Origin of the sequence: Micromonospora sp. C81 (genome assembly GCF_018070425.1) — a bacterium.
GTDB classification, from domain to species: Bacteria; Actinomycetota; Actinomycetes; order Mycobacteriales; family Micromonosporaceae; genus Micromonospora; species Micromonospora zamorensis.
In genome coordinates, this window is the sequence record NZ_JAGPXS010000006.1 from 113497 (window position 1) to 135785 (window position 22289).

The 22289-nt window shown below is 70.2% G+C and carries 23 protein-coding genes; 11 read left to right on the forward strand and 12 right to left on the reverse strand.

Going from position 1 to position 22289, the window contains the following annotated elements:
• Window positions 1-162: 162 nt before the first annotated feature.
• Complete coding sequence (locus tag KBX46_RS13150; RefSeq protein ID WP_210792705.1) at window positions 163-4251, reverse strand: tetratricopeptide repeat protein; 4089 nt, start codon at window positions 4249-4251, stop codon at window positions 163-165.
• 72 nt (window positions 4252-4323) lie between these two features.
• On the opposite strand from KBX46_RS13150, the gene KBX46_RS13155 reads away from it, so the two are divergent.
• The 3 genes from KBX46_RS13155 to KBX46_RS13165 all read left to right on the forward strand — a co-directional run bounded on the left by KBX46_RS13155 (window position 4324) and on the right by KBX46_RS13165 (window position 6623).
• Complete coding sequence (locus tag KBX46_RS13155; RefSeq protein ID WP_210792706.1) at window positions 4324-4488, forward strand: hypothetical protein; 165 nt, start codon at window positions 4324-4326, stop codon at window positions 4486-4488.
• Window positions 4485-5123, forward strand: coding sequence for a hypothetical protein (locus tag KBX46_RS13160; protein ID WP_210792707.1), 639 nt, complete (start codon window positions 4485-4487; stop codon window positions 5121-5123). Before KBX46_RS13155 ends, KBX46_RS13160 begins: the two co-directional genes overlap by 4 nt.
• Before the next feature lie 1170 nt (window positions 5124-6293).
• Window positions 6294-6623 (forward strand): TraR/DksA C4-type zinc finger protein, encoded by a 330-nt coding sequence (locus tag KBX46_RS13165; protein WP_210792708.1) that lies wholly within the window; start codon window positions 6294-6296, stop codon window positions 6621-6623.
• Window positions 6624-6740: 117 nt separating this feature from the next.
• On the opposite strand, the gene KBX46_RS13170 is transcribed toward KBX46_RS13165, so the two are convergent.
• Window positions 6741-7514, reverse strand: coding sequence for a maleylpyruvate isomerase N-terminal domain-containing protein (locus KBX46_RS13170; protein WP_210792709.1), 774 nt, complete (start codon window positions 7512-7514; stop codon window positions 6741-6743).
• Between the two features lie 194 nt (window positions 7515-7708).
• Here KBX46_RS13170 and KBX46_RS13175 point away from each other — a divergent pair, with 194 nt between their 5' ends.
• From KBX46_RS13175 to KBX46_RS13185, 3 genes are all read left to right on the forward strand, one after another.
• Window positions 7709-8914 (forward strand): NAD(P)/FAD-dependent oxidoreductase, encoded by a 1206-nt coding sequence (locus KBX46_RS13175; RefSeq protein ID WP_210792710.1) that lies wholly within the window; start codon window positions 7709-7711, stop codon window positions 8912-8914.
• A complete protein-coding gene (locus tag KBX46_RS13180; protein ID WP_210792711.1) occupies window positions 8911-9831 on the forward strand; it encodes an RNA polymerase sigma-70 factor in 921 nt (306 codons plus the stop codon). Before KBX46_RS13175 ends, KBX46_RS13180 begins: the two co-directional genes overlap by 4 nt.
• A gap of 113 nt (window positions 9832-9944) precedes the next feature.
• The gene (locus tag KBX46_RS13185) at window positions 9945-10808 is read left to right on the forward strand and encodes an alpha/beta fold hydrolase (protein WP_210792712.1); all 864 of its coding nucleotides are present in this window, start codon (window positions 9945-9947) and stop codon (window positions 10806-10808) included.
• Window positions 10809-10910: 102 nt separating this feature from the next.
• On the opposite strand, the gene KBX46_RS13190 is transcribed toward KBX46_RS13185, so the two are convergent.
• Complete coding sequence (locus KBX46_RS13190; RefSeq protein WP_088947677.1) at window positions 10911-11714, reverse strand: SGNH/GDSL hydrolase family protein; 804 nt, start codon at window positions 11712-11714, stop codon at window positions 10911-10913.
• A 139-nt stretch (window positions 11715-11853) separates the two neighbouring features.
• Here KBX46_RS13190 and KBX46_RS13195 point away from each other — a divergent pair, with 139 nt between their 5' ends.
• Window positions 11854-12606 (forward strand): MBL fold metallo-hydrolase, encoded by a 753-nt coding sequence (locus KBX46_RS13195; RefSeq protein ID WP_210792713.1) that lies wholly within the window; start codon window positions 11854-11856, stop codon window positions 12604-12606.
• 70 nt (window positions 12607-12676) lie between these two features.
• Here KBX46_RS13195 and KBX46_RS13200 read toward each other — a convergent pair whose 3' ends face one another.
• The 3 genes from KBX46_RS13200 to KBX46_RS13210 form a co-directional block, all read right to left on the reverse strand.
• Window positions 12677-13210 carry a hypothetical protein gene (locus KBX46_RS13200; protein ID WP_210792714.1) on the reverse strand — a complete coding sequence of 178 codons (534 nt, stop codon included), beginning with the start codon at window positions 13208-13210 and terminating at the stop codon, window positions 12677-12679.
• Window positions 13211-13260: 50 nt separating this feature from the next.
• Entirely contained in the window at window positions 13261-13797 is a 537-nt protein-coding gene (locus KBX46_RS13205; protein WP_210792715.1) for an alpha/beta hydrolase, read from the reverse strand.
• Between the two features lie 135 nt (window positions 13798-13932).
• Complete coding sequence (locus tag KBX46_RS13210; protein ID WP_210792716.1) at window positions 13933-14952, reverse strand: NADPH:quinone reductase; 1020 nt, start codon at window positions 14950-14952, stop codon at window positions 13933-13935.
• A 98-nt stretch (window positions 14953-15050) separates the two neighbouring features.
• On the opposite strand from KBX46_RS13210, the gene KBX46_RS13215 reads away from it, so the two are divergent.
• Together KBX46_RS13215 and KBX46_RS13220 are read left to right on the forward strand one after the other, a co-directional pair.
• Complete coding sequence (locus tag KBX46_RS13215) at window positions 15051-15392, forward strand: helix-turn-helix transcriptional regulator (RefSeq protein WP_231927348.1); 342 nt, start codon at window positions 15051-15053, stop codon at window positions 15390-15392.
• 148 nt (window positions 15393-15540) lie between these two features.
• Window positions 15541-16041: a hypothetical protein gene (locus KBX46_RS13220; protein WP_210792717.1), complete on the forward strand. Its 501-nt coding sequence runs from the start codon at window positions 15541-15543 to the stop codon at window positions 16039-16041.
• A gap of 18 nt (window positions 16042-16059) precedes the next feature.
• Here KBX46_RS13220 and KBX46_RS13225 read toward each other — a convergent pair whose 3' ends face one another.
• The 4 genes from KBX46_RS13225 to KBX46_RS13240 form a co-directional block, all read right to left on the reverse strand.
• The gene (locus KBX46_RS13225) at window positions 16060-17559 is read right to left on the reverse strand and encodes an FAD-dependent monooxygenase (RefSeq protein WP_210792718.1); all 1500 of its coding nucleotides are present in this window, start codon (window positions 17557-17559) and stop codon (window positions 16060-16062) included.
• A 125-nt stretch (window positions 17560-17684) separates the two neighbouring features.
• Window positions 17685-18302, reverse strand: coding sequence for a TetR family transcriptional regulator (locus KBX46_RS13230; RefSeq protein ID WP_088947683.1), 618 nt, complete (start codon window positions 18300-18302; stop codon window positions 17685-17687).
• A gap of 195 nt (window positions 18303-18497) precedes the next feature.
• Window positions 18498-19208, reverse strand: a complete 711-nt coding sequence (locus KBX46_RS13235) for a class I SAM-dependent methyltransferase (RefSeq protein WP_088947684.1) — start codon at window positions 19206-19208, stop codon at window positions 18498-18500.
• A 332-nt stretch (window positions 19209-19540) separates the two neighbouring features.
• Window positions 19541-20041, reverse strand: a complete 501-nt coding sequence (locus KBX46_RS13240) for a GNAT family N-acetyltransferase (RefSeq protein ID WP_141908990.1) — start codon at window positions 20039-20041, stop codon at window positions 19541-19543.
• A 104-nt stretch (window positions 20042-20145) separates the two neighbouring features.
• Between KBX46_RS13240 and KBX46_RS13245 the strand changes: the two genes are divergently transcribed.
• Both KBX46_RS13245 and KBX46_RS13250 read left to right on the forward strand, forming a co-directional pair.
• Complete coding sequence (locus tag KBX46_RS13245) at window positions 20146-20631, forward strand: N-acetyltransferase (RefSeq protein ID WP_210792719.1); 486 nt, start codon at window positions 20146-20148, stop codon at window positions 20629-20631.
• Window positions 20632-20732: 101 nt separating this feature from the next.
• A complete protein-coding gene (locus KBX46_RS13250) occupies window positions 20733-21029 on the forward strand; it encodes an NIPSNAP family protein (protein ID WP_308159490.1) in 297 nt (98 codons plus the stop codon).
• 12 nt (window positions 21030-21041) lie between these two features.
• Here the strand turns inward: KBX46_RS13250 and KBX46_RS13255 are convergent, their stop codons facing one another.
• Entirely contained in the window at window positions 21042-21692 is a 651-nt protein-coding gene (locus tag KBX46_RS13255) for a DinB family protein (protein ID WP_210792721.1), read from the reverse strand.
• A gap of 278 nt (window positions 21693-21970) precedes the next feature.
• Window positions 21971-22285, reverse strand: coding sequence for a hypothetical protein (locus KBX46_RS13260; RefSeq protein ID WP_210792722.1), 315 nt, complete (start codon window positions 22283-22285; stop codon window positions 21971-21973).
• Between the last annotated feature and the right edge of the window lie 4 nt (window positions 22286-22289).

The window sequence follows — 22289 nt, forward strand, 5'->3', positions numbered from 1 at the left end:
TCTACCTTTCGAGGCACACGGTGACCTTCTGGCGGCTGCACCGTCTGAGCCTAGAGGCGACAATCCACCACTTCGCCCCTGCGGTGGAGATCGTCGACCTGGGCTGAAGGCTCTGGCGTACGCGCCTGAGGGCTGGGTTCGATCGGGCTGGAGACGCGACGGTCAGGTCTGCTCGGCCGTGGTCGGTAGCACCGCGATCAGGTCGAGCACCTGGGTGGCCTGGGTTGGCCCGAAGGCGTCGGTGAGGATGGCCGTGAATGCCTCGTCACCGAGCCCGGCCCGCAGTTCACGCAGCGCGTTCAGGTCGAGCGCCGCGTTCCTCGACCCGATCTGCCGGTCGATGGCCAGTGCCTCGACGATCAGGGGGATGCCCTCCGCGGGGTGGCCCTGCTTGACCCGCAGCTGCCCGATCGCCACCTGGTCCAGCGCCACCTCCTCCCAGTTGCCCTGCTCGCGGTCGATCCGCAGACAGGTCCGGTAGCACCGCTCGGCCAGGGCCTGGTCGCCGCGCAGGCCGGCCACCCGGCCGAGGTGGAAGGTGCTGTTGGAGACGCCCGACTGGTTTCCCAGCCGTTCCTTGATCGCGATGGAGCGGCGGTAGAACCTGTCCGCGCCGGCGAGGTCCTCCTGCTCCTCGCAGACCCGGCCGAGCTGGTGCAGGACAATGGCCTGGTTGGGCTCATGGCGCAGCGCGCGGTAGACCTCCAGCGCCTGCTCGTAGCGGGGCCGGGCCTCGGCCAGCTGGCGGGTTTCCAGTGCCACCATGCCGAGGTCCTCGTGGCATTTGGCGATCCCCGCCCGGTAGCCGGCGGCGGCGCAGATCGGCAATGCCCGGAGAAGGCACATCCGGGCGGTGCCGAACTCGCCCGCCTGGGCGGCGGCGATGGCGAGCAGGACGTATCCGCTGCCGAGCGGGGTCGGGTGGTCATCGGGAAACCGGAACCGAAGGTACGCCTCGACCCGCTCGGCCCGGTGGGCCGCCTGCGCCGGGTCGAGGTGCCGGGCCAGCAGGTCGGCGAAGGCCGCCGCGCCCAGTTCCAGGCGCTGCACGGCCAGCCACTCCAGGGCCGACGGGTGCGGTGGCCCGTCGTTCCCGCCCATCACGCTCAGGGTGTGCGGCACCGCCTCGACGGCCCGCCCGAGGACCGTCCGCACCTGGCCGAGCAGTTCGTCGCAGCGGCGCAGCAGCGGGTCCTCGCCGAGCGCCGCGACGATCGTCCGGGCGCGGGCGAAGCAGCTCTCGGCGAATTCGAGGTCGCCGAGGTCCCGGGAGAGGTGACCGAGCAGCAAGGTGCACTCCGCGATGCGGCCGTTGCTGCCGACCTCTTCGAAGATCTCCAGGGCGGCCCGGACCCGGGACTCGGCGATGTCGTACGCGAAGCGGGCGAGGGCGATCCGCCCGAGCATCACCAGCCCGCTGCCCTGCTCGACCCGGACGCCCATCCGCGCGTAGGTGGTTATCGACACCTGGATGCACTGCTCCGCCTTCACGAGGTCCCGGGCTTCGAAGGCGAGCATGCCGATCTGGTGGTGGCTCGCGGCGATCCCGTCCAGGTCGTCGAGTTCCTGGGCGATCGCCAACTCTTCCAGGTAACGCGCCATGGCCAACTCGACGTCGCCGTTGCCCCGGGCGATGCCGGCGAGCTGGTGCAGGGTTCGGGAGACAGCCCCGCGGTCGCCGAGCCGACTCAGGATCGTCAACGCCTCCTGGTACAGCCGGTCCGCTGTCGCCCGGTCGCCCCGGTTGTCGGCGACCAGGCCCAACTGGTGCAGGAGCTTGCCGACCCCGCTGTCGTCGCCGAGGTCCCGATAGACGGCCAGCGCCGCCTGGTAGCGCTCCGTCGCCTGCGGGTACTCGCCCCGGTTGAGGTGCACGTCGCCCAGTCCCTTGAGGAAGCTCGCCGCGAGCGCCGAGCCGGGCGGCGCCATCGGCAGGAGCTCCCGCCAGATCTTCTCCTCCCAGGCCCAGTGCCCGGCCGCGTGCAGCACCTGGCAGGCCAGCTCGGAGTAGGTGATGGCCTTGTCGGTGTCACCCGCCGCCAGGTGGTGGTACCGCGCCTCGACGACCTGCCGGATGAAGTCGCGCTGGTCTGCGGCGGTCCGGGCCCGCCAGCCCCAGTAACGGCCCGCCCGGCGGTGTGACTCGGTGACCGTGTCGCGGCCGGCGATTCGCAGCAGGCTCGTCGCCGTCCACCGGTGCACCAGGTGACCACCGGTCAGCGGGGCGAGCAGCCCCAGGTGCGACAGGGTCTCGACCGCTTCGTCCAGCCCCGCCGACTCCGGCGGCGGGTCGTCGCCGTTCGCCGGGTCGGCGAGTTGCCAGGAGAGCCCGGTCCGGTCCACCGGGGTGCGGTACACCGCCGCGCCGAGCAGCAACCGGCGGGCCGCCGGGACGGCCTCCAGGTGGGCGAGCAGCCGGGGCAGCAGCACGTCCTCGGCGGCCAGTGCGCCGGCCTCGGCCAGCGGCGCGCCGATGCCGGTCGGCCTGGCGTCGTCGCTGCCGCCGACTGCCGCCAGTCGCCCGGTCACCTCGCCGGCTCGGGCGCTGCCGTCGCGCAACAGACCGTCGAGGTATTCCAGCGCGCGCGGGTGGCCGCCCAGCCGGTGCCACATCCGCTGCTGTTCCGCCGGAGCCAGCCGGCCGACGCCCGGTAGCCGCCAGAGCAGCTTGCGGGTTTCCTGCCAGGAGAGCGGACCAAGGTGGTGGGGCTCGATGCCGGCGACCGGGAACGGGTGTCGGCTGGTCACGACCAGCTCGTGCCGGGTCGCCCAGTCGGCGAGGAACGCGGCCAGGTCCGCGTCGGCCAGCTGGTGCTCGGCGTCCAGGGCGTCCTCGGCGTTGTCGAGGACGAGTAGCAGCGGCGTGCCGCCGGTGCCACTCGCCGCGAGCCGTCGACGCCAGTCCTGGCCCGGCTCGGCGAGGGCGACGAGGAGTTGTCGCAGCGGGTCGTCCGGTGCGGTCGCCGGTCGGGCGCATCGGATCTCCACCTGACGGCGAAGCTCGTCGAGGATCCCGTCGACAGTGGCGTCGCCGCTGATCGCCACGACGATGCCGCCCGCGTCGGCAAACCGCTGCGCGAGTTCGGCGGCGAGGCTCGTCTTGCCGATCCCGCCGATACCGTGCACGAGGACCCGTAGCCTGCCCCGGGACAGCCGGCGCAGGATCTCCCGCCGGCCCACGAAGTCCGTCGGCGCGCGTACCACGCCGTCCCCGACGACCGACTGGCCCGGCGGCGCGGCGACGGCCCCGCCGACCCGCCCGCCGGCCAACCGCAGCGCGGGGTCGGCCAGGAACAGCGTCGGCATCCACCACTCGGCGGAGGTCGGCGCCAGCTCTCGGCGGACGACGGAGACCTCCGCCAGGAGTTCCGGCTCGCCCCGGGCGGCCAACCGCTCGTAGAGCCGGGCGCAGAACTCGATGGTGTACGCGTCGCTGACTGTTCCGTTCATCGCCAGGACCGCCGGCGCGCCCCGGGCCAGCAACGCGCCGGCCAGCCCGGGCAGCTCCCGCTGACCCTGGCGGGCGGTCGAGCAGCCGGCGAGCACGATCAACGGTACGGTCCGGCCCGGCGGCAGCACCTCGGTCAGGAACCGCGCGGCGTCCACCCGGTCCTCCGCGCCGGTGGGGGTTTCCAGCAGCAGTGCGCCGGGACGCGCGTGGCAGGAGACGTGCAGGACGTGGAACGGCTCCTCGGCGAGAGCGGCGCGGATCGCGGCGGCGCTGCCCCACTCCAGGACTCGCACCCGCACTCCGTGGCGGTGCCCGGGTTCCACCGCGCCGAGGATCCGGCCTAGCTCCCGCTCGTGGTCGAGCAGCGGCTGGTTGGAGTCGTCCGGGCTCGCGATCGCCGCCAGCATCCGCAGCGGGCCGTCCACCCGGGCCGCAGACACCGCTGCCCGGGGGCCGGTCCGGCACACGTCGACGTCGGGGCGCAGCGCCAGCGGCAGGTCCTCGCCCGGCGGCACCAGGGTTTCCCACGGCAGGTCGGCCAGCGCCGGATCGGTGACCTCGATGCCGAGGCGGTGCCGGCCGGGCCGGGCCAGCTCCGCGCGTAGGGCCGCGCCGGGAGCGCCGAGGAAGCGGTGGCCGAGCGCGGCGCCGACCTCGTACGACAGCTCCACAGAGGGGTCGCCGCGTAGCCGCCAGAGCAGGTCGGCGGTGCGTTGGTCGGCCCGGCCCACCGGGTGTCGCCAGCGTTCACCCCGCGCAGCCATGACCACGTCGGTCGCGCTGACGGTCAACCGGATCACAGACGCTCCCCGCGGTCGCCGGTAGACGACCCGATGCCGGGGCGCATTGCCGGACTGACCGATACTGTATCCATGGCTGACGATTCTGAGGAGCTCGCGCAGGTCAACGCCGTGCGGATCAACGATGTCGGCGAGATGGAGTTCTTCGACGGCCAGCGTTGGGTGCCGTACACCGATCTGCCCGACGACGAGACCGGCCCGCTGGGTGTCGTCTTCCGCCGCGACAACAACCAATGATCGGGGAGCCGCCGACGGGCGGCGGAGGGCTGGACGCGCTCCCGTCCCCGTTGGACTCGGTCGCGGACAGCCGGGCGGCGGCGCGCTGGATCATCTCCTCGGCCGGGGCGGTGGGCGCGCTGCTGCTCGGCGCTGGCCCGCTCATCGCCGCCGGCAAGGTCACCGACTGGGTCCACGCGACGTGGGCGGGCGGCGGTCTGCTGGTGTCGCTGCTCGGTGTGGCCTGGGCGATCTGGCGAACCAGCGAGGTGCTCGTCCCGCCGATGACCACCCCGGGGTCACTCACCGGGCCGGAGCTGCGCGGGCTGCGCGAGCGGCTGCAGGCCGAGCCCTGGTACCACTTCGGGGGGTACGCCGACGACATCGACGGCCTGCTGCGGCACCGCCGGATTGCTGCCGCGATCACCGGCCGCCTGCCGACGGCCCCGCCGGAGGAGCGGGCGGCACTGCGAGAAGGCCTCGCCGTCGCGCGTCGCAACATCGTTCGGACCGACCCGTACCTGCGGTGGCTGCTCACCACCGCGCACGCCTGGCAGGTCCGGGAGATGTTGCGCCAGGCCCGCCGACAGACCTTCCTGGCCTCCGCGCTGGTGGTGGTCGGTGCGGTGGTGTTCATCGCCGCGACCGCCGGATAGCGCGATTTCCGTGATGTCCGAATGCATCCACTTGGTGCAGCCGTGAGACCGTGCTGGCGACGAGGCGGTCAGCCGCCGGGTTGGCGGGAGTGGTGAAGCTGGAGACCGTCGATCGGAGGGTGCCGGCGTTGCGCTACCGTCAGGGTGCCCACACCGGCGTCGAGTAGCCCGCGTCCGTCGGCTGTCGATGATCCGCACTGCCCAAGAACCCAGGGAGATACCGATGCCGGAGCCTGAGCCCGTCGAAGACGCCCACGCGGCGGACGCCGACACCTCAACCACGGACGAGACCGACCAGCCTGCCGTTCCCTCGAATCGGGCTGCCCGTCGCGCGAAGGGCAAGGCCGTCTCGCCTCAACCGCACGGAAAGGGCCAGCACCTCGGCGGCCGGGGCTCGGTCCAGAGCCCGCGCCAGTACGGTAACCGCCGAAGCGGCTGATCGCCGTCCCAGGTCCCGCGCGTATCAGTCGGCGGGCTGTAGGAGGGCAACCTCGCGCGGCGGTGGTGGGCGTGTGCGACGGTAGCCGCCGCGCCGACGTACTGGTCTAGGTCTGGCGCGCGCTGTGGCATGAGCAGGCCGTCGAGGACTTCACCGACGCCCTGACCGGCTACACCATCGTGGAAGCGGACTCGCACGACGAGGCAGTTCAGATCTTCTCTGGGCACCCGCACCTGGGGCTGTTCGCGGGAAACTCGATCGCCGTCCTGGAGTGTCCCTCTCCGCCCAGCTGATGCCCCGGCTGACGAGTTGTCTGTGAGCGGACTGGCGCTGTTTTCCAGGCCGGTGGCTCGGAGCCGTGATTGTCCGGTCTGAGCCGTGAAGAGACGTTTCGTGTCGCAGGCCGTGGCCAACATGGGGGCCCTCCGCAGGCGTTGGCTTTAGCGCAGGAGTCCCCCTATGGTGGAGGCATGCCGTCGGTGACTTTCTGCTCGTCTGTCGTCACTGCGCTGGCAGCGCTTGGCGCTGTTCGCGCAGCGACGCAGCGACGCCTGACGGTTGGGATGCGCGTGCCGGTTGTCCGCGCGCTGCACATCGCGCCCTCGCACAAGCTGTCGAGCCCGCCGCCAATCGGCCGAGACCCTCCCGCGGAATCGTTGCATCCCAGAACGACCGCAGGGCGAAGCCATTTGAGCTTCGGCCCTTTTTCTTTTTCCCTGGAGAGGTAGACCATGAGCGTCGATCATCGTGCTGTTGATCAGAGCTGGCTGGCTGATCTGCGAGCGTCCCTGGCGGACGACTTCGCCGCACAAACGGCTCGGCTGCGGGAACTGACCGAGCTCAACGCGGACACCGGCGACCCCAGCGAGGCGCACAACCAGGCTGCGCTGCTGCTGGCCACCCGCCGCAACATCGAGCAGATCACCGGTGCTCTGGGCCGGATCAGCGAAGGCACCTACGGTGCCTGCCAGAAGTGCGGCCAGAACATCCCGGCCGAGCGGCTCGAGGTTCTCCCGCACGCGCGCTTCTGCGTGCCGTGCCAGGAGAAGCACAACAAGTGACGCCTCGTGTGGCTGCCGCGCCGCTGCACGGCAGCCACACACCGGCGATCAGAGCCTGACCTTCGCAGGGTACGGGCGGAGCCCAGCACAACCGACGGAGGCGTCACACGTGCGCGTTTACGCGGTCGGGTCCCAGTCTGCGAGCTGCTCCATCGGCTCGGTGTCGCCGCTGGTCTCCAAGCCGTTGAGCGGGAGGCGTTCGTAGAAGTAGAGGATCATCTCGCTCGCTGTGCCTCGCATCGCCATGTCGCCCGGCTCCGCGTCGGCGGCGAGGTCGTCGCAGCGGACGCCGTCGGCGTTGAGGGTCAGGCGCCAGGAGCGGCCCTCGGTCGCGTGCAGGTCGATGGTCGCCGGCTTGAAGGGCCAGGGGACGGTCGTCGCCGAGACGGTCGTCAGGAACTCGTCGACGCCCTCGACCGCGACGTCCGTCGGCAGCGGCTGTGCGGCCCCCTGGGTGAGCTGGGCGTCGTAGGTGTGGACCGCCATCTCCTGGATCTGGTGCCGGGCCACGGCTCCGCTGGTCTGCGGGGCCTGCGAGCGGCCCCACCAGGTCCAGCAGCCGCGGTCCGGGCCGGCCTCGCGCATCGCGGCGAGCATGAGCTCGGTCGACTCGGCGAGCCAGGCGTCCAGGGCTTCGCGGTCGCGGGGTGCGGTCGGGGCGCCCTTCGGGTCCGTCCTCGCCGGGGGCTCAGCGCCCGGGCCCGCCGCGATGATGGCGGCCTGGCGGCGGCGGCCGTCGCCGATGTGCTGCGCCAGTTCGCGCAGCGTCCAGTCCGGGCAGGTCGGGACCTGGACGTCAAGGTCGGGGGCGGATGCGATCGCGGCGCGGAACGCGGCCGAGCGGTCGTCGATCAACCGCAGGACCTCGGGGAACTCCACAGTGTTCTGCACCTCGGTTGTGTATCACTGCGCTCCAGCCGCCGGATAGCGAATTTGTCGGACGAACGCGTCGACACCCGGGCGGGGCGCCGGCGCCGAACGCGGGCGCGAACGTCGACCATGTCGTGCGTCACGTCGATCTCATGTCACGGACACGTCGGCAGCTTGCGTCTGGTGGTCGTCGGCGCGAGGAAAGAGGCGGAACGATGAGCACAGAGCACGAGGTCGGGACGGCGGCTGAGCACCGGGTGGTGATTCTGGGGGCGGGGTACGCGGGGATGGCCGCGACGATCCAGCTCGCGGCGCGGGTCAGGCGCCGCGACGGTGTGCGGGTGACCCTGGTGAACGCGCAGGAGCGGTTCACCGAGCGCCTGCGGCTGCACATGACGGCGACCGGGCAGCGGCTCGCCGAGATGAGCATCCCGGAGCTGCTGGAGGGTACGGGCGCGCAGTTCGTGCGCGGCTGGGTGACGGCGCTGGACGCGGATGCGAAGACCGTGCGGCTCGACGACGACCGGGTGCTGCACTACGACACGCTGGTGTACGGGTTGGGCAGTGTGGCCGACACGGCGGGGGTGCCGGGTGTCGAGGACTACGCGTACACGCTGAACAGCGTCCAGGACGCCGAGTTGCTGGCTGACCGGCTGGCGCGGCTCGGCAGCGGCACGGTGGTGGTCGGTGGCAGTGGGTTGACCGGCGTCGAGTCGGCTGCGGAGATCGCCGAGCGGCACCCGGAGCTGAACGTCGTGCTCCTGGGTCGGCAGGAACCCGGCGCGACCATGATCCCGAAAGTCAGGGCGCACCTGCGGTCCGCGCTTGAGCGCCTGGGCGTCCGGGTGCGCAGCGGGGTCGAGGTGGTGAAGGTGCTGCCCGGTTCGGTCGAGTTGGCCGGCGGGGAGACCATGGCCGCCGACGTCGTGGTGTGGACGAGTGGCACGCGCGTGTCGCCGCTGGCTGCGGCAGCCGGTCTGGCCGTCGAGGAGCGCGGCCGGATCGTCACCGACCCCGCGCTGCGGTCGGTGTCGCACCCCGACGTGTACGCGGTGGGCGACGCCGCCGCGATCCGTCAGAGTTACGGCGTCATGCACGGCACCTGCCAGGGTGGCATGCCGACCGGGGTGCACGCCGCGGTGGCGATCGTCCGCGCGCTCAAGGGTAAGAAGGCGAAGCCTTTCCGCTTCGGCTACTACCACACGCCGGTGAGTCTGGGACGGCACGATGCGGTCGTCCAGTTCACCCACCCCGACGACAGTCCTCGACGGATGTATCTGACCGGCCGCAGAGCGGCCTGGTACAAGGAGACGGTGAGTGCTTCGCCCTGGCCGACGTACGGCCGCATGAAGAGGATGCCCGCCGCGGGCGCGTTCTGGCCCCGCGGTGGCCGCTTCACCCGGGTCCGGGGCGCGCGGTGACCCATCCGTTCCGGGAGCTCGACCAACGGGTCTACAACGAGCATCGCAACCTGCTGTTCTCGGTGGCCTACCGCATTCTCGGCACGGCGGCCGACGCCGAGGACGCGGTGCAGGACGCCTGGATCAAGTGGTCGGCCGCCGACCGCGCGCAGGTGGCCGACCCCAGGGCCTATCTGACGCGGATCGTGTCGAACCTGGCGATGGACCGGCTGCGCTCCACCCGGCACAAGCGCGAGACGTACGTCGGGCCGTGGCTCCCGGAGCCGATCCTCACCGCCGGGGACACCGCCGACGCCGTCACGACCGCCGAGTCCGTCTCGATGGCCATGCTGGTTGTGCTGGAAACACTGAGTCCGTTGGAGCGGGCGGTGTTCGTACTGAAGGAGGTCTTCGACCTCAGCCACGCCGAGATCGCGGAGGCGGTGGACCGTTCCGAGGCCGCGGTGCGCCAGGCCGCGCACCGCGCTCGCGAGCACGTTCGGGCCCGGCGGCCACGCTTCGTCGCGGACCGCTCGCGGCAGCACGAGGTCACCCGACGGTTCTTCGCCGCCGCGACCGGCGGTGACATCAACGCCCTCATGGAGCTGCTGTCACCGGACGTCACACTGTGGACCGACGGTGGCGGCAAGGTCCGCCAGGCCATGCGTCCGGTGGTGGGGGCACAGACGGTGGCCGCCTGGTTCGCGGCCATCGGCACCGTCACCTACCAGGGCGTCGAGCCCGCCGACATGAGCGCCGAGCTGGTCGAGATCAATGGCGGGCTGGGCATGGTGTTCCGCGGTCCGGGTCGTGTGGTCGCCACCGTCACCGTCGAGGTCGACGCCGGCGGCCGCATCATCGCCATCCACAACGTCGCCAACCCGGACAAACTCCGGGCCATCGCCGAAGGCGCCAGGCGCGACGTCCGTACACGCTGAGCTTTTCCCAAGGTGACGCGGGTGACGGCCCTCGCGGCCGGGACCGGGTCGATGCGACCAGACGGTACGTGGGCGCAGGTTTGCGGGGCGGGCGGCTCGGATACTCGTCGCGCATGTTTGACGGTTTCGCCGACGAGAGGGTCGACGTCGGGGAGGTGGAACTCCGTGTCCGGCACGCCGGGCAGGGGCCCCCGGTGCTCCTCATCCACGGGCATCCGCGCACCGGGTCGACGTGGCACCGGGTGGCACCGCGGTTGGTGGACCGCGGCTTCACCGTCGTCTGCCCTGACATGCGCGGCTACGGGAGGTCCGGCAAGGCGAAGCTCCTCCCGGACCACTCGCAGCAGTCCAAACGGGCGGTCGCGGGGGACATGGTCCGTCTGATGGACGTCCTGGGTCATCCGACGTTCGCCGCGGTCGGCCACGACCGTGGTTGCTACGTGGCGTTGCGCCTGGCACTGGACCACCCGGACGTGGTCAGCCGGCTCGTGGTTCTCGATGGCGTGCCCATCAGTGAGGCCCTCGCCAGGTGCGACGCGCGATTTGCCCACGACTGGTACCACTGGTTCTTCTTCGCGCAGCCCGACAAGCCGGAGCGGGCCATCGCCGTCGACCCCGATGCCTGGTACGGCAACAAGGCCCAGCCGCAGAGCATGGGGGCCGAGAATTACGAGGAGTTCCGGGAGGCCATCCACGACCCGGCCACGGTCCGGGCGATGCTGGAGGACTACCGCGCCGGCCTGGGTGTCGATCGGGAGCACGAGGAAGCCGACCGGCGTGCCGGTCGCACAGTCCGCTGTCCGACGCTGTTTCTCTGGTCGACCCGTGACGACATGGAGGACCTGTACGGTGATCCGCTCGCTGTCTGGCGGCCCTGGGCCGACGATCTGCGCGGTCACCCGATCGAGTCCGGGCATCACGTCGCCGAGGAGAACCCCGACGACCTCACGGCGGCGCTGCACGGCTTCCTCGCGTGACCATCTCCTCGGCCCGTAGGCCCGAGTGCTGATCCTGTACGGGGCCGACCGAGTTCGACGGGGCACGCGGGGCGATGGGTATCGCCCCGCGTGCCACCGACGTCAGCCGGCGACGGAGCGGAAGACCGGGTAGTAGCCGCTGGACTGGCCGGCCGCGGTCGGGTGGTAGGAGATGCCGAGGTTGACGAAGTTCAGGGCGTGCAACCACTTGTCGCCGTAGCTGCACAGTTGGTGCCCGACGAACTGCGACCGGACGTCGGCGAAGGTGAAGCCGGCGGCCTGGGCGGCGCTGCGGGTGAGGTCGTTCACCAGGTTGATACCTTCGTTGATCTTCGCTCGCGAGGTGGCGCTGAGCCCGACACACGTCGTGCCCAGTTGGTAGAAGACCGGGTAGCCGACGACCACCACCCGGGCCGACGGCGCACGGGTGCGGATTCCGTTGTAGACGGTGCGCAGCAGGTTGGTGAGGTCGGCCCGCGCCTTGTCCTCGGCGGTCTGCACGGCGGCCACGCAGTCGTTGGTCCCGTAGAGCACGCAGGTGGTCATGATGTTGGCGAACCCGACATCGTTGCCGCCGACCGTGACGCTGACCAGGGTCGTGGTGGTGCTGAGCGCGCTGAGCTGCGTGTTGTTCACGCTGGCGGTCGTGGCACCGGAGCAGGCAACCGAACGGTACGACGCGGGTCGCACGTTGGTGGCGTACAACGCAGGGTAGGCGTTGGTGCTGCGCTGGCAGGAGCCACTCTCGGCGGTGTAGCTGCCGGCACCCACCCCCGAAGAGTAGGAGTCGCCAAGGGCGACGTAATGGTCGCTGGGAGCGGCCTCGGCGGGCGCTGCCAGGGTGAGGGTGGCGGCCAGGGCCGTCGCCAGGCTCAGGGTGAGGGTTGCCAGACGGGATTTCCGCACGTCGCGCTCCAGTGGGGGTGGGAGATTCGGTGTGACATAGATATCACTGGATATCGACGTTGGGAAGATCCCTAAAAAGGGTCCTGGGGTGTTACGCGGCCGTCAGGGGTTCGGGGGCCGCGCTGGCACACTGGCGGACATGGTGGACTGGCATACGCAGGCCGAGGTGGGTGACGACGTCATCCGGATCTCGGAGCCGCACGTCAACGAGCTGCTGTCCGCGAACTTCTGGTGGCTGCGCGGCACTGATCGAGACCTGGTGATCGACGCCGGGCTCGGTGTCGTCCCCCTGCGCGAGGCGATCCCGCGCCTGTTCCACCGCGATCCGATGGTCCTGCTCACCCACGCGCACCTGGATCATGTCGGTGGAGCAGCCGAGTTCGCCGACCGGGCCGCCCACCCCGCCGAGGCCGAGGTCCTCGTGGCGGGCGTACCGGCGAGCCTGTACGGCGCGGAGCTCTACGACAAACTCGGGATCGACCCGGCGGGAGAGCCCGTCCCGGAGCTCATGCTCGACGCCCTGCCCAGTCCCGGCTACGACCCGGCCAGCTACCGCATCGCACCCATGGCCCTGAACCGGATGGTCGACGACGGCGACCGGATCGACCTGGGCGGGCGGGTGCTGACCGTGCTGCACCTTCCCGGTCACACACCGGGCAGCATCGCCCTGCTGGAGGAGCGCACCGGGACCCTGTATTCCGGCGACATCATCTACGACGGTGCCTTGATCGACGATCTGCCGAACTCGGACGTGGCTGCCTACCGGCGAAGCATGCAGATGCTCGCCGACCTCGACGTGTCCGTCGTCCATCCCGGCCACGGGCACAGCTTCGACAGGGCACGGCTTCGCCAGTTGGCCGACACGTACCTGCGCAGGAGTGCCTCAGGTTGATCCGTGCCCGGTGCTCAGCAGGCGGCGCGGTCTCTTCAGGCGTCACGCTGCGACCGCTACCGCCTCTGGTTCATCCGGAGGTGGAGAAGGTGAGGAAGGTGTCGGGAGGCCGGCTTTCGGGAGTGGGACCGTCGTGGGTCTTCCACGTGTCCCCGACGACCTGGGTCGCTACCTGCGACCAGAACGCTTCGACGCCGGGGTTGTAGCGCTGGAAGCCGATGCTCCACCGCCCCGGGAACAGGGCGATGATTCGAACGGCAGCGGCGCGACCGACGCCTGTGCGACGCAGCGCGCGGACGATGAAGAAACTCGTGATGGACGTGCCGCCGTCCTCAGTTGGGGTCGTCATCGCAAAGCCCGCTGTCCGGCCGGCCGCAGCGATCAACCACGCGCGGCGCTGCGGGTCGACACCGGCGAGGAACCGGTCCAGCGGCCGGTCGTTGAACGTGCCGTCGTCGTTCGGGAGGTGACCGTAAGCCTCTGACAGATCATGACGGTACAACTGACCCAGATTGCCGAGCACCGCCCGATGTGAACGGTCGACCGGAATGAGGGCGACGGGATGCGACGGCGGGCGGGGCGGAATCGCGGCTTCCCAGGGCACCCGGCCAGTCTTCCATGCCGGGCAGCGCACCCCGGGTCGCGCCGGCGGCGTCAGGGGATGAGTCGGTCGACAAGTTCGAACCGGTCGTAGGGCTGGTTGTAGTCGCCGAAGTGCCCATCGTCGCGCACGATCTGGGTGCCGCCGAGCCGCTCGAACATGGCGCGCCCCTGTCGGTCGTCGCAGCCGTACGGATCCTTGCGTGAGTTGATGAAGTAGATGTCCCGCACGTGCGACCGGATCGCGGCCCAGTCGTAGCTCTGCTGGAGGACCGGCTCTTCCTCAGTGTTGGGGCGGGTGCAGTAGCCCGCGACCAGGATCGCCTGGGCGACTGTCACATCGACATGCTCCAGGAGCGCCAGCAGCAGGGCCGCGCCCCCCGAGTGGCCCACCAGGACCGTGTCCTCGTCGAAGCTGTGCCCGTCGAGCACCTTCGGCAGGAACGTCGCGATCGGCTCGACGTTGATGCCCGGGTGGTGCGGCACCTCGACGGTGTAGCCCCGGGCCCGGAGTCGCTCCGCCAGCCAGGGATACCAGCACACGTCCGGGTTGCCGCCGGTCCCGTGAAAGATGATCGCTCTGCGCCCCACCAGGCCCCCTCGTATCGACGTCTTGATCAAAGCACGTGATCCGAGAAGTGGGCACGACGAGTGGCCGGTACGCGGATCTGCCGATGAGCCGATCCGCGCCCGATGCGAGCCGGAGATGCGGTAGCTGGTCGAACGTCAGGGCGTGACGTCCACCAGTACCTTGCCAACCACGCCGGCCTCCACGGCTCGGTGAGCGTCGGCGGTGCGGTGCAGTGGGAAGCGGAGCAGTGGCAGGCCGTGCTCCTCGCCAACCGGCAGGGCGCCGTCACGGATCGCGGCGACGACGTCCTCGACGGCTGCGGCGCGCGCCTGCGGGCCAGCCGTGTAGAGCACCAGGAACTGCAGGCGGGTGTTCAACACCATGTTCTTGCCCACGTTCAGCTCGACCGCCCGTCCGCCCTCGTTGGCGTACGTCGCGATCGTGCCGCGGGCACGCAGCACGGCCAGGTCCAGGGTGAGGTTAGCGCCGAGCGCCACCTCGGCGACGATGTCGACGCCGTCGGGGGCGATCGCGCGGATGGCGGCGGCCGGGTCACCCTCGCGATAGTTGATCGTGTGGTGGGCTCCAGCCGCAGCGGCCAGCTTCGCCTTCTCCGGGCCGCTGACCGTGCCGATCACGGTGGCGCCTGCCCATCGGGCGAGTTGGATCACCGCGTGCCCGACCGCGCCGGCTCCGCCGGCGGCGAGCACCACCTTGCCATCGAGTGCACCGGGGTGCAGGCGGCGTGGTCCGTCCTCGGCGACGGTGAGGGCACGGTGTGCGGTCAGCGCGGGGACGCCGAGTGAGGCGCCGACGTCGAAACTGACCCCGTCGGGCAGTGGCACAGCCTGATCGGCGGGTACGACGGTGAACTCGGCTGCGGTGCCGGTGGGCCGACCGGCGGCGGCCATGAACAGCCAAACCCGCTGACCGACCCGGCCCGGATCAACCCCGTCACCGACGGCGTCGATCACGCCGGCGCCGTCGAGGTGTGGGGTGATCTCGGAGAACAGCTTGCGGTGGGCGATGCCGGAGCGGGCCTGCCAGTCGGTCGGGTTGACCCCGGACACGGCGACCCGGACTCGGACTTCGCCGGCGTCGGGTGCGGTCAGGTGACGCTCGACGAGTTGGAGCACGTCGGGGCCGCCGTTGTCGCGGTAGACGATCGCTTTCATGACACATCCTATGTTCGATCTGCATCGTACTGTTCGAGCTGCGTCGAACAGTACGACGAGGGTCGTACTTTCCGCAACATCTGGCTAGGCTTCGTCTCGTGACCGAGGTGATCGAACCTTCCATCGAAACCGTGACGATCGACGTCGTGCTCAGCGCGCTCGCCGACCCGGTGCGGCTCACGCTGGTGCGTGCCCTCGACGCCGCTGGGGACTGGACGTGCGGCAGCGACGTCCTCAAGGGCAGCCGCTTCACCATCGGCAAGTCGACGCTGTCGCACCACATCAAGGTTCTGCGCGATGCCGGACTGATCCGCACTCGCGTCGACGGCATTCGCCGGCTGGTCACGCTGCGCTACGACGACGTGGAACAACGCTTTCCCGGGCTGCTGAGCATGCTCCGCGAACATGACGCCGAAGAGGCGCCCGCCTCAACCGCATGACGCAGACGAGCGAAAACAGAATCTCCGGCAGGAGTGATCCCGTTCGTCGCGATGCGTGCGTTGACGCCCCCGCGCCTCGCTCCTCTGCGGGAGTGAGACCCACCCAGGGAGGGAGGCGTCAGGGTGCTGCCGAGGCGATGGTGCTGGTATGCCCGCTCTCACCGATCGTCGCTGGGCGTACGGCGCCTTCGCATGGTTGATCTTCTTTGTGGTGTCGCACGTGATCCTGGTGTTCTTTCCCGGCGACGATCCGACCGGTGACGGCCCCTGGGACATGAGGGCCTACGTGATCTTCAACGTTGTGCTCATCTCGATGTCGGCCATCGGGGCAGCCGTCGTCCTGGCCACCGTCCGCCCGCCGGCTCGACATCTCCCTCGGTGGTTACTGCTGGCGCCGCTGTTGGGCGGCAGCGTGCTGCTCGTCATCCGGGGTGTTCCGGGGATGGCCGAGAATCTGCTGATGGTCACGGGCGTCCGTCGCGGTGGCTTCATGGGGGCCGCAGACATCTCCACGGGCGAGTTCTGGACCGGCATCGGAATCAACACCTACTTTTTCACCGGCGCGGTGTTGCTGGTGGGGACAACTGTTTCGTACAGCCGCCGATCAGCGGGAAGCGGTCCGAGGAGATCAGCCGACCAGGTTCGGTGAGGCGGACGGCTCTGTCGCTCACAGTGGAAGGCCGAAGTGGTGGGCGAGCGAGGCGCGCAGGGTGTCGGCGTTTCCGGCGGACCAGGCGACGAAGCAGTCGGGGCGTACCAGCAACGCGGTCGCGGTCGTGCCCTCCAGCGCGCCGGTGACCACGTCGACCCGGTCTCGCCACGGCGCGGCGACTCCGGCGTAGGCACCCGTGGAGTCCAACAGCAGCGGCCGGGCGGCGCGGGTCAGCTCGGCGAGGCGTAGCGCGCCGTGCTCGCTGTGCACGACCACGTCGGGGGCGAAGCGGCCCGCCAACGGGTCGGCCGGATCGGCGGGATAGTGGATGTCCGCGCCGGACATCAGCGCCGCGATGTGCCCTGTCACCTCCGGCTTGCGCAGCAGCTCGGCGAAGAGTTGCCGAAGGCCGGTGATCTCGTCGCCGGGGCCGATGAGCGCCGACTGTGCCTGGGTGGACATGACGACCCGTTCGGCGACGGGGCGGCGCTCGGTCTCGTACGTGTCGAGCAGACCCTGCGGTGCCCAGCCGCGCACCGTGGCGGCAAGCTTCCAACCCAGGTTGACGGCGTCCTGGAGGCCCAGGTTGAGGCCGGGGCCACCGATCGCGGGGTGCACGTGCGCGGCGTCGCCGACCAGCAGCACCCGGTCGGCGCGGTAGCGGTCGGCGATGCGGGTGTTGCCGCCGGTCAGCCGCCGCAACAGTCCGGGGCCCTCTGGCGCGCCGAAGGGGATGTCCACGCCGAGCACCCGGGCGACGCTGGCGCGCAGCTCCGCCAGGTCCATCGGGGTATCGTCGCTGGTCGGCGCGTCGGGCCACTCCGTCGTGCTCAGGATCGCCGGACGGCCGGGGAACGGGGCCCAGGCGATCAGGCCGCGCGCGGTGCGGGTGTGTTGGAACGGTGGGACGACGCCGTAACCGGGCGCACGAAGGCCACCGGTCTCGGGGTCGAGGGACGACGCAGGGACGCTCACCGTGGCGGTACGGGAGATGGACCGGTCGAAGGTGGCGCCGGGAAAGCCGATGCCGGCGAGGCGGCGCACCGCGCTGCGGCCCCCGTCCGCACCGACGAGGAAGCGGGAGGTGAGCTGCGTACCGTCGGCAAGGCAGACCTCGACCGCGTCGGGCCGTTGGCGGAGGTCGACGACCTCGTGGCCGCGGCGCAGGTCGACTCCGAGCTCGACGGCCCGATCGGCGAGGGCGGCCTCGAGCTGGGCTTGCGGCACGCCGAGCACGTAGTGCGGGTTCTCCGCGACCATCGTGAGATCCAGTGGGAACGCGCCGAAGACGAAGGCCGGCTGGGGCGACGGTGGGGTGCTCTCGCCGCTGAGCCGCCCGTAGAGCCCGCGCCGGTCGAGCAGGCGGACGACCTGGCCGACGAGGCCGTTGGCGCGGGGCTCGCCGGTGGGCGCGGCGTGGCGTTCGAGGACGACGGGGTGTACGCCGGCGAGGGCCAGCTCGCAGGCGAGCATGAGGCCGTTGGGGCCGGCTCCGACGATGAGGACATCGATCATGATGGTGATCCCTTCGGGGTGTGCGTCATCGCCACGGCAGGCGCGGCACGCGGCCGGCCCGCCGCGGAGGTACGACGCGGCTGAAAGGCGTGGATGAGGTTGTGCGGTGAGTGCGGGCCGGGGCTTCAGCGGGGCGGCGGGAGCCCGGCGGCGACCTGGGCGAAGGCGTCGGTGATCAGGCGCTCGATCGGGGTGGGCGGGTCGGTGCTGTCGAGATAGTGCTGCATGGCGACGGTGACGGCGGCGCTGGCGGCGGCCGCGACGAGCCTCGGATACATGTCGGTGGCGAGGTCGGTGCCGGTGCGCTCGGCGACCGCGGCGGCAAGCTCGGCCTCGGCGACCGCGACGGCGCGCAGCCGCTCGCCCTGCAGCGCGGGCTCGGCGAGCATGGTGCGCACACCGGCCACCCACTGGGCGTGTGCGGGGGAGGGCATCGCCTCGACCTCGGGGCCGGGCGTGAACTGCTCCAGCGCTGCCTGGGTGAGCGCCGCCCAGAGCGGCTCGTCGGCGGGGCGTTCGCGCAGCGCGGCGGCGGTGCGCAGGCTGCGGTCGAGGTGGCGGGAGGCGATCGCCTCCGCCTTGCTGGAGAAGTAGTTGTTGAAGGTGCGCGGGGAGACACCGGCCGCCTCGGCGATGTCCTCGACGCGGACGTTGTCGTAGCCGCGCTCGACGGCGAGGTGGATGGCGGCCCAGCCGAGCGCCGCCCGCGTCTCGGCCTTCTTGCGCTCCCGAAGCCCCGTCATGCCACCACGCTAGCACTTCTTGCGTGACACGCAAACATGCGGGCCACGCAGAAATGCCGATAGGAACTGCCGTTCATGCTGCGGGAACGCCCGTGGTCCCGGGTGTCCGGTCCACGTGAAGGTGGCACTAATCGTCGCGCGTGAGCAGTTGCGGTGCCAACTAGGTGCGGACGGCGGAAGCGTTTCCGTCCAGGTTTAGTTGGCACCTTCTTGCCGGCGGTGTGCAAAGAGGACCGCTCCTGGAAGGCTCTCGTCGAGGCCGAGCAGCATCTGGGCCTTGACCGTGAATCCGGCATCGCGCAGCCAGGTCGCCATCCGGTCCGGCTGACGGCGGTGCACGTAGACCTTCATCGGATGACCGCCGTAGCCTTCCGTCTTCAGCCGTGACTCATCTCCGACGTGAAAGCCGAGCAACAGAGGTCCATCGGGACGCAGCACCCGCCGAAAGTGGCTAAGAACCGCCGGGATCTCGTCGTCGGGGATGTGGATCAACGACCAGAAGGCGAGCAGGGCAGTGATCGATGCGTCAGCGAGTTGTAGGTCCGTCATCGAACCCACCTCGAACCGCAGGTCGGGGTGCTCCCGCCGAGCGATGTCGATCATCGCGGGTGACAAATCGACGCCGAAGGCATCGACGCCCAGCTTATGCAGGTGGGCAGTGACATGGCCTGGTCCGCAGCCCACGTCCGCCACCGGGCCACCGCCGGCGGCGTGGACCAGATCGGCGAACAACGCCAAGGCCGCGAGCAGATAGGGCTCCCCAGCCAAAGCCACCCGTGTGTAGTCGGAGTAACTGTCGGCGACCGTGTCGTAGGAGATCCGGATGTCTGCCAACCAGTCGTCCGCTCGCCTGCTCCGTGACCCAGAAGTGCCGCCGCCTTCCAACCGCGTTCCGGTATCCGTCATCGTTCGGCTCCTCCTCGTGAACTGGTGCGGACGCGTAGGTCTCGGAAGCCGCGCACGCTACCAGTTTCCAAGCCAACTTCGGTGAACCGAGCACCCACCTTCGAGGTTTGACACCGCCCTGGCCGTCACCAGCTACAGCGAGACAGACGCCAGATGTCGGAGACCGGAGACCAGTGCCAACATAATCCGGACGGCGCCACCACTGGTGCCAACAACCGTGGACGGTGCCAGCTTCAAGTGGACCGGACACCGGGCACCCTGATCGTGGCCGGCCCTTCGCGGACTGACCACGACCCGGATACCGAGCTGGTCGTGGCCCCGCCAACCAGCCCTTAGTGCTCCAACGTCACTTGGTTCGTGGGCAGTCGAAGCCGCATAGCTGGATAGGTGGTGCGGCCGAAGCCAAGCGAGCGATAGAGCGGTTCGCCACTCGGGGACGCGCGCAGGTCCACAGTCCGGATTCCGCGGTCGCGGTACCAGTCGAGCAGTGCCGTCACACACAGTCGGGAGTAGCCGCGTCGCCGCTGGTCCGGATCAGTCACCACGTTGAAGATGTATCCGCTCTCGCTCGTTGGATCGTCTGGCCCGCCGAGCCGGCAGTCGACAGCACCAACCGCGCACGCAGCCAATGCGCCGGACCGGTCAGCACGGTCGACAACGAAGGCAACCATTGTCGGGTCCGGAGCGGCGAGCCGGATCTGAAGAACCTCGAACGCCACTCGCCGCCATTCGTCAGTGGCCGGCTCGGGAGAGGCGCCATCCTCGAGGAACACCCCACGTAGGCGAACCAGCTCCGCTGCATCTGCCACCGTCGCCCTGCGTACCTCACCCATGGCCTGGGAGGTTAGTCACCACTCGTCCCAGCGATGTGCCGCACCTGCTGTCGAGACGGGGGACAGTAACCAACCTCGGCTTGACCGTCGGCCACACTTACGGCGTGACGACGACGATCGTGCCCATCGGCTGCACCCATCCGGCCTTCGATCAGGTAGCTGCTCTGTTTGACGACTATCGCGTGCACTACGGCCAACCGTCATCCCCTGAGATCACCCGCACCTGGCTGCACGACCAGCTCGCGCAACACCGGCTCTCCGCCGCTGCCGCCATCCGAGCCGATGACGTCTGCGGCTTCATCACGGCCATGATCATGCCGGCGTCGCTCACGCTGGGCACCGCATGGTCGATCCGCGACCTCTACGTGGCCCCGCGCCATCGCCGTAGCGGCATCGCGAACGCCCTCCTGGAGCACACCATCCACAACGCGCGTTCCGCTGGCGCGCGTCGTGTGTCACTCCAGACCGAGACCGACAACGCCCCGGCTCTGAGGCTCTATACCGAGGTCGGCTTCCAGCCCGTTACCGGCCTGGAACTGCTCAACCGCAGCTTCGATCCCACCGACCAGGATCCAGGAGACACGGCCTAGCGGGCATTCTCGAACCTTCCAGCACGCTCCTGCCGCTGACCGCGGTCGTGCTGCGATGCGCGAGCACCGGCCCGTATGGTGGCGCGATGATCACTTGCGTCGTGCACTACACCATCGACCCCGCGCAGATCGAGGCATTCGAGCGCTTCGCTCGTGAGTGGATGCGGCTGGTGGCCGCGCACGGTGGCGTGCACCACGGCTATTTCCTGCCCGCCGAGGGAGCCAGCGACAAGGCGGAGGCGCTGTTCAGTTTCGAGAGCCTGGCAGCCTACGAGCGGTACCGTGCTCGGTTCGGTAATGACCCGGAGTTCGTCGCGGCGGACAGCATCCGCGACGACTCGGGTTGTGTCGTGCGGTACGAGCGGACCTTCATGCGACCGCTCCTGCCGACCGACTGAGCCCGGCCGGTCCTACTGCTGCGCGTCGAGGTCGCGTGTCGCGTAGCGAAGGTGCTCCCACTCCTCGTCGAAGATCACGTGGAGGCAGTGCAGGACCGGCCGCTCGTGCGCGGGTGACCACGGGGTCGGCCGAGGCTCGGCGAGCAGCCCCGGTGTGACGGTCGCGAGGAAGCCGCGCACCATGGCCTGCCGCTCGGCACGCAGGTCGAGCACCTCGGCGAAGCTCGGATGCCGCGTGGCAAAGACCGACATGTCGAATCCATCCGTCTCGTACTCGGTGTATGGCTGCCCGAGCGGATGGAAGGGTTGCGGCAGGCGCAGGATCGCCTTGCCGAGCCATGCGTCCGTGGCGAACGCGAGGTGGCGCAGGGTCTGCGCGAACGACCACTCGCCACCGATCGAGGCCTCGGCGGTGCTCTGCGGCATGGACTCCACCCGGTCGACGGCCGCCGACCAGGCTCGTTCGAGTGCCGCCCACGCCACGCGCAGGCCCTCGGGATCGCCGGCATCCTTCAGCTCGCGGCCGGGAAACCGTCGGTTGAGCTCGGCCTCGACGAGCGGCACCACGTCGACACCGTTGATCAGCAGCGTGCCGTCCGCCAGCCACGGCGCATCGATGTCGAGCCCGCTGACATCGACGCCGCGCATGACCGCGCCGGCCAACGTCGACCTGTTGAACCGCGCGCCTCGTAGGTCCCTGTCGACGAACGTGGTGGTGTCGCCCTGGGTCATGACAGCCTCCGTCTCGATGGCGTTCGCGGCGATGCTAGCGGGCCGGTCCGACAGAGCCCGCCGCCCGATGTCCGGCGACGCGGGCGCACGTGCGGCGCCGGCGGGCGCCGACCCAGGGGGCGCGGAGCGCGGGAACATGCTCGCGGCGATGGCGACCGGTGCCGCTGGCGAGGATTGCCGTGACCACGTGGACCGCCATGGGAACCCCCTCACGCGCTCCGCTCACCGTTCACGCGCGTCCGCGGCAGCCGCCCGGCGCGGGACTCGCCGGAGAGGGCGTCGCCGTGAACGATGACGTCGTACGCCAGGTTGAGGCGCAGCGGTCTGGTGATGCTCTGCCGCCAGGTGACGCGCTGCCCGGTCGGGTCCTCGTGGACCACGATGTCGGTGAGGGGCGTGGTCTCGCCAGCGCCGGTCGCGCTGCCGTGGATCACGCCATCCTCTTCCTCGAAGTGGTAGGCGGCCTCGATGGTGCCGACGGGTGTCTTCATGCGGAGCAGCCAGGTGCCGACAATGGTGTTCATCTGC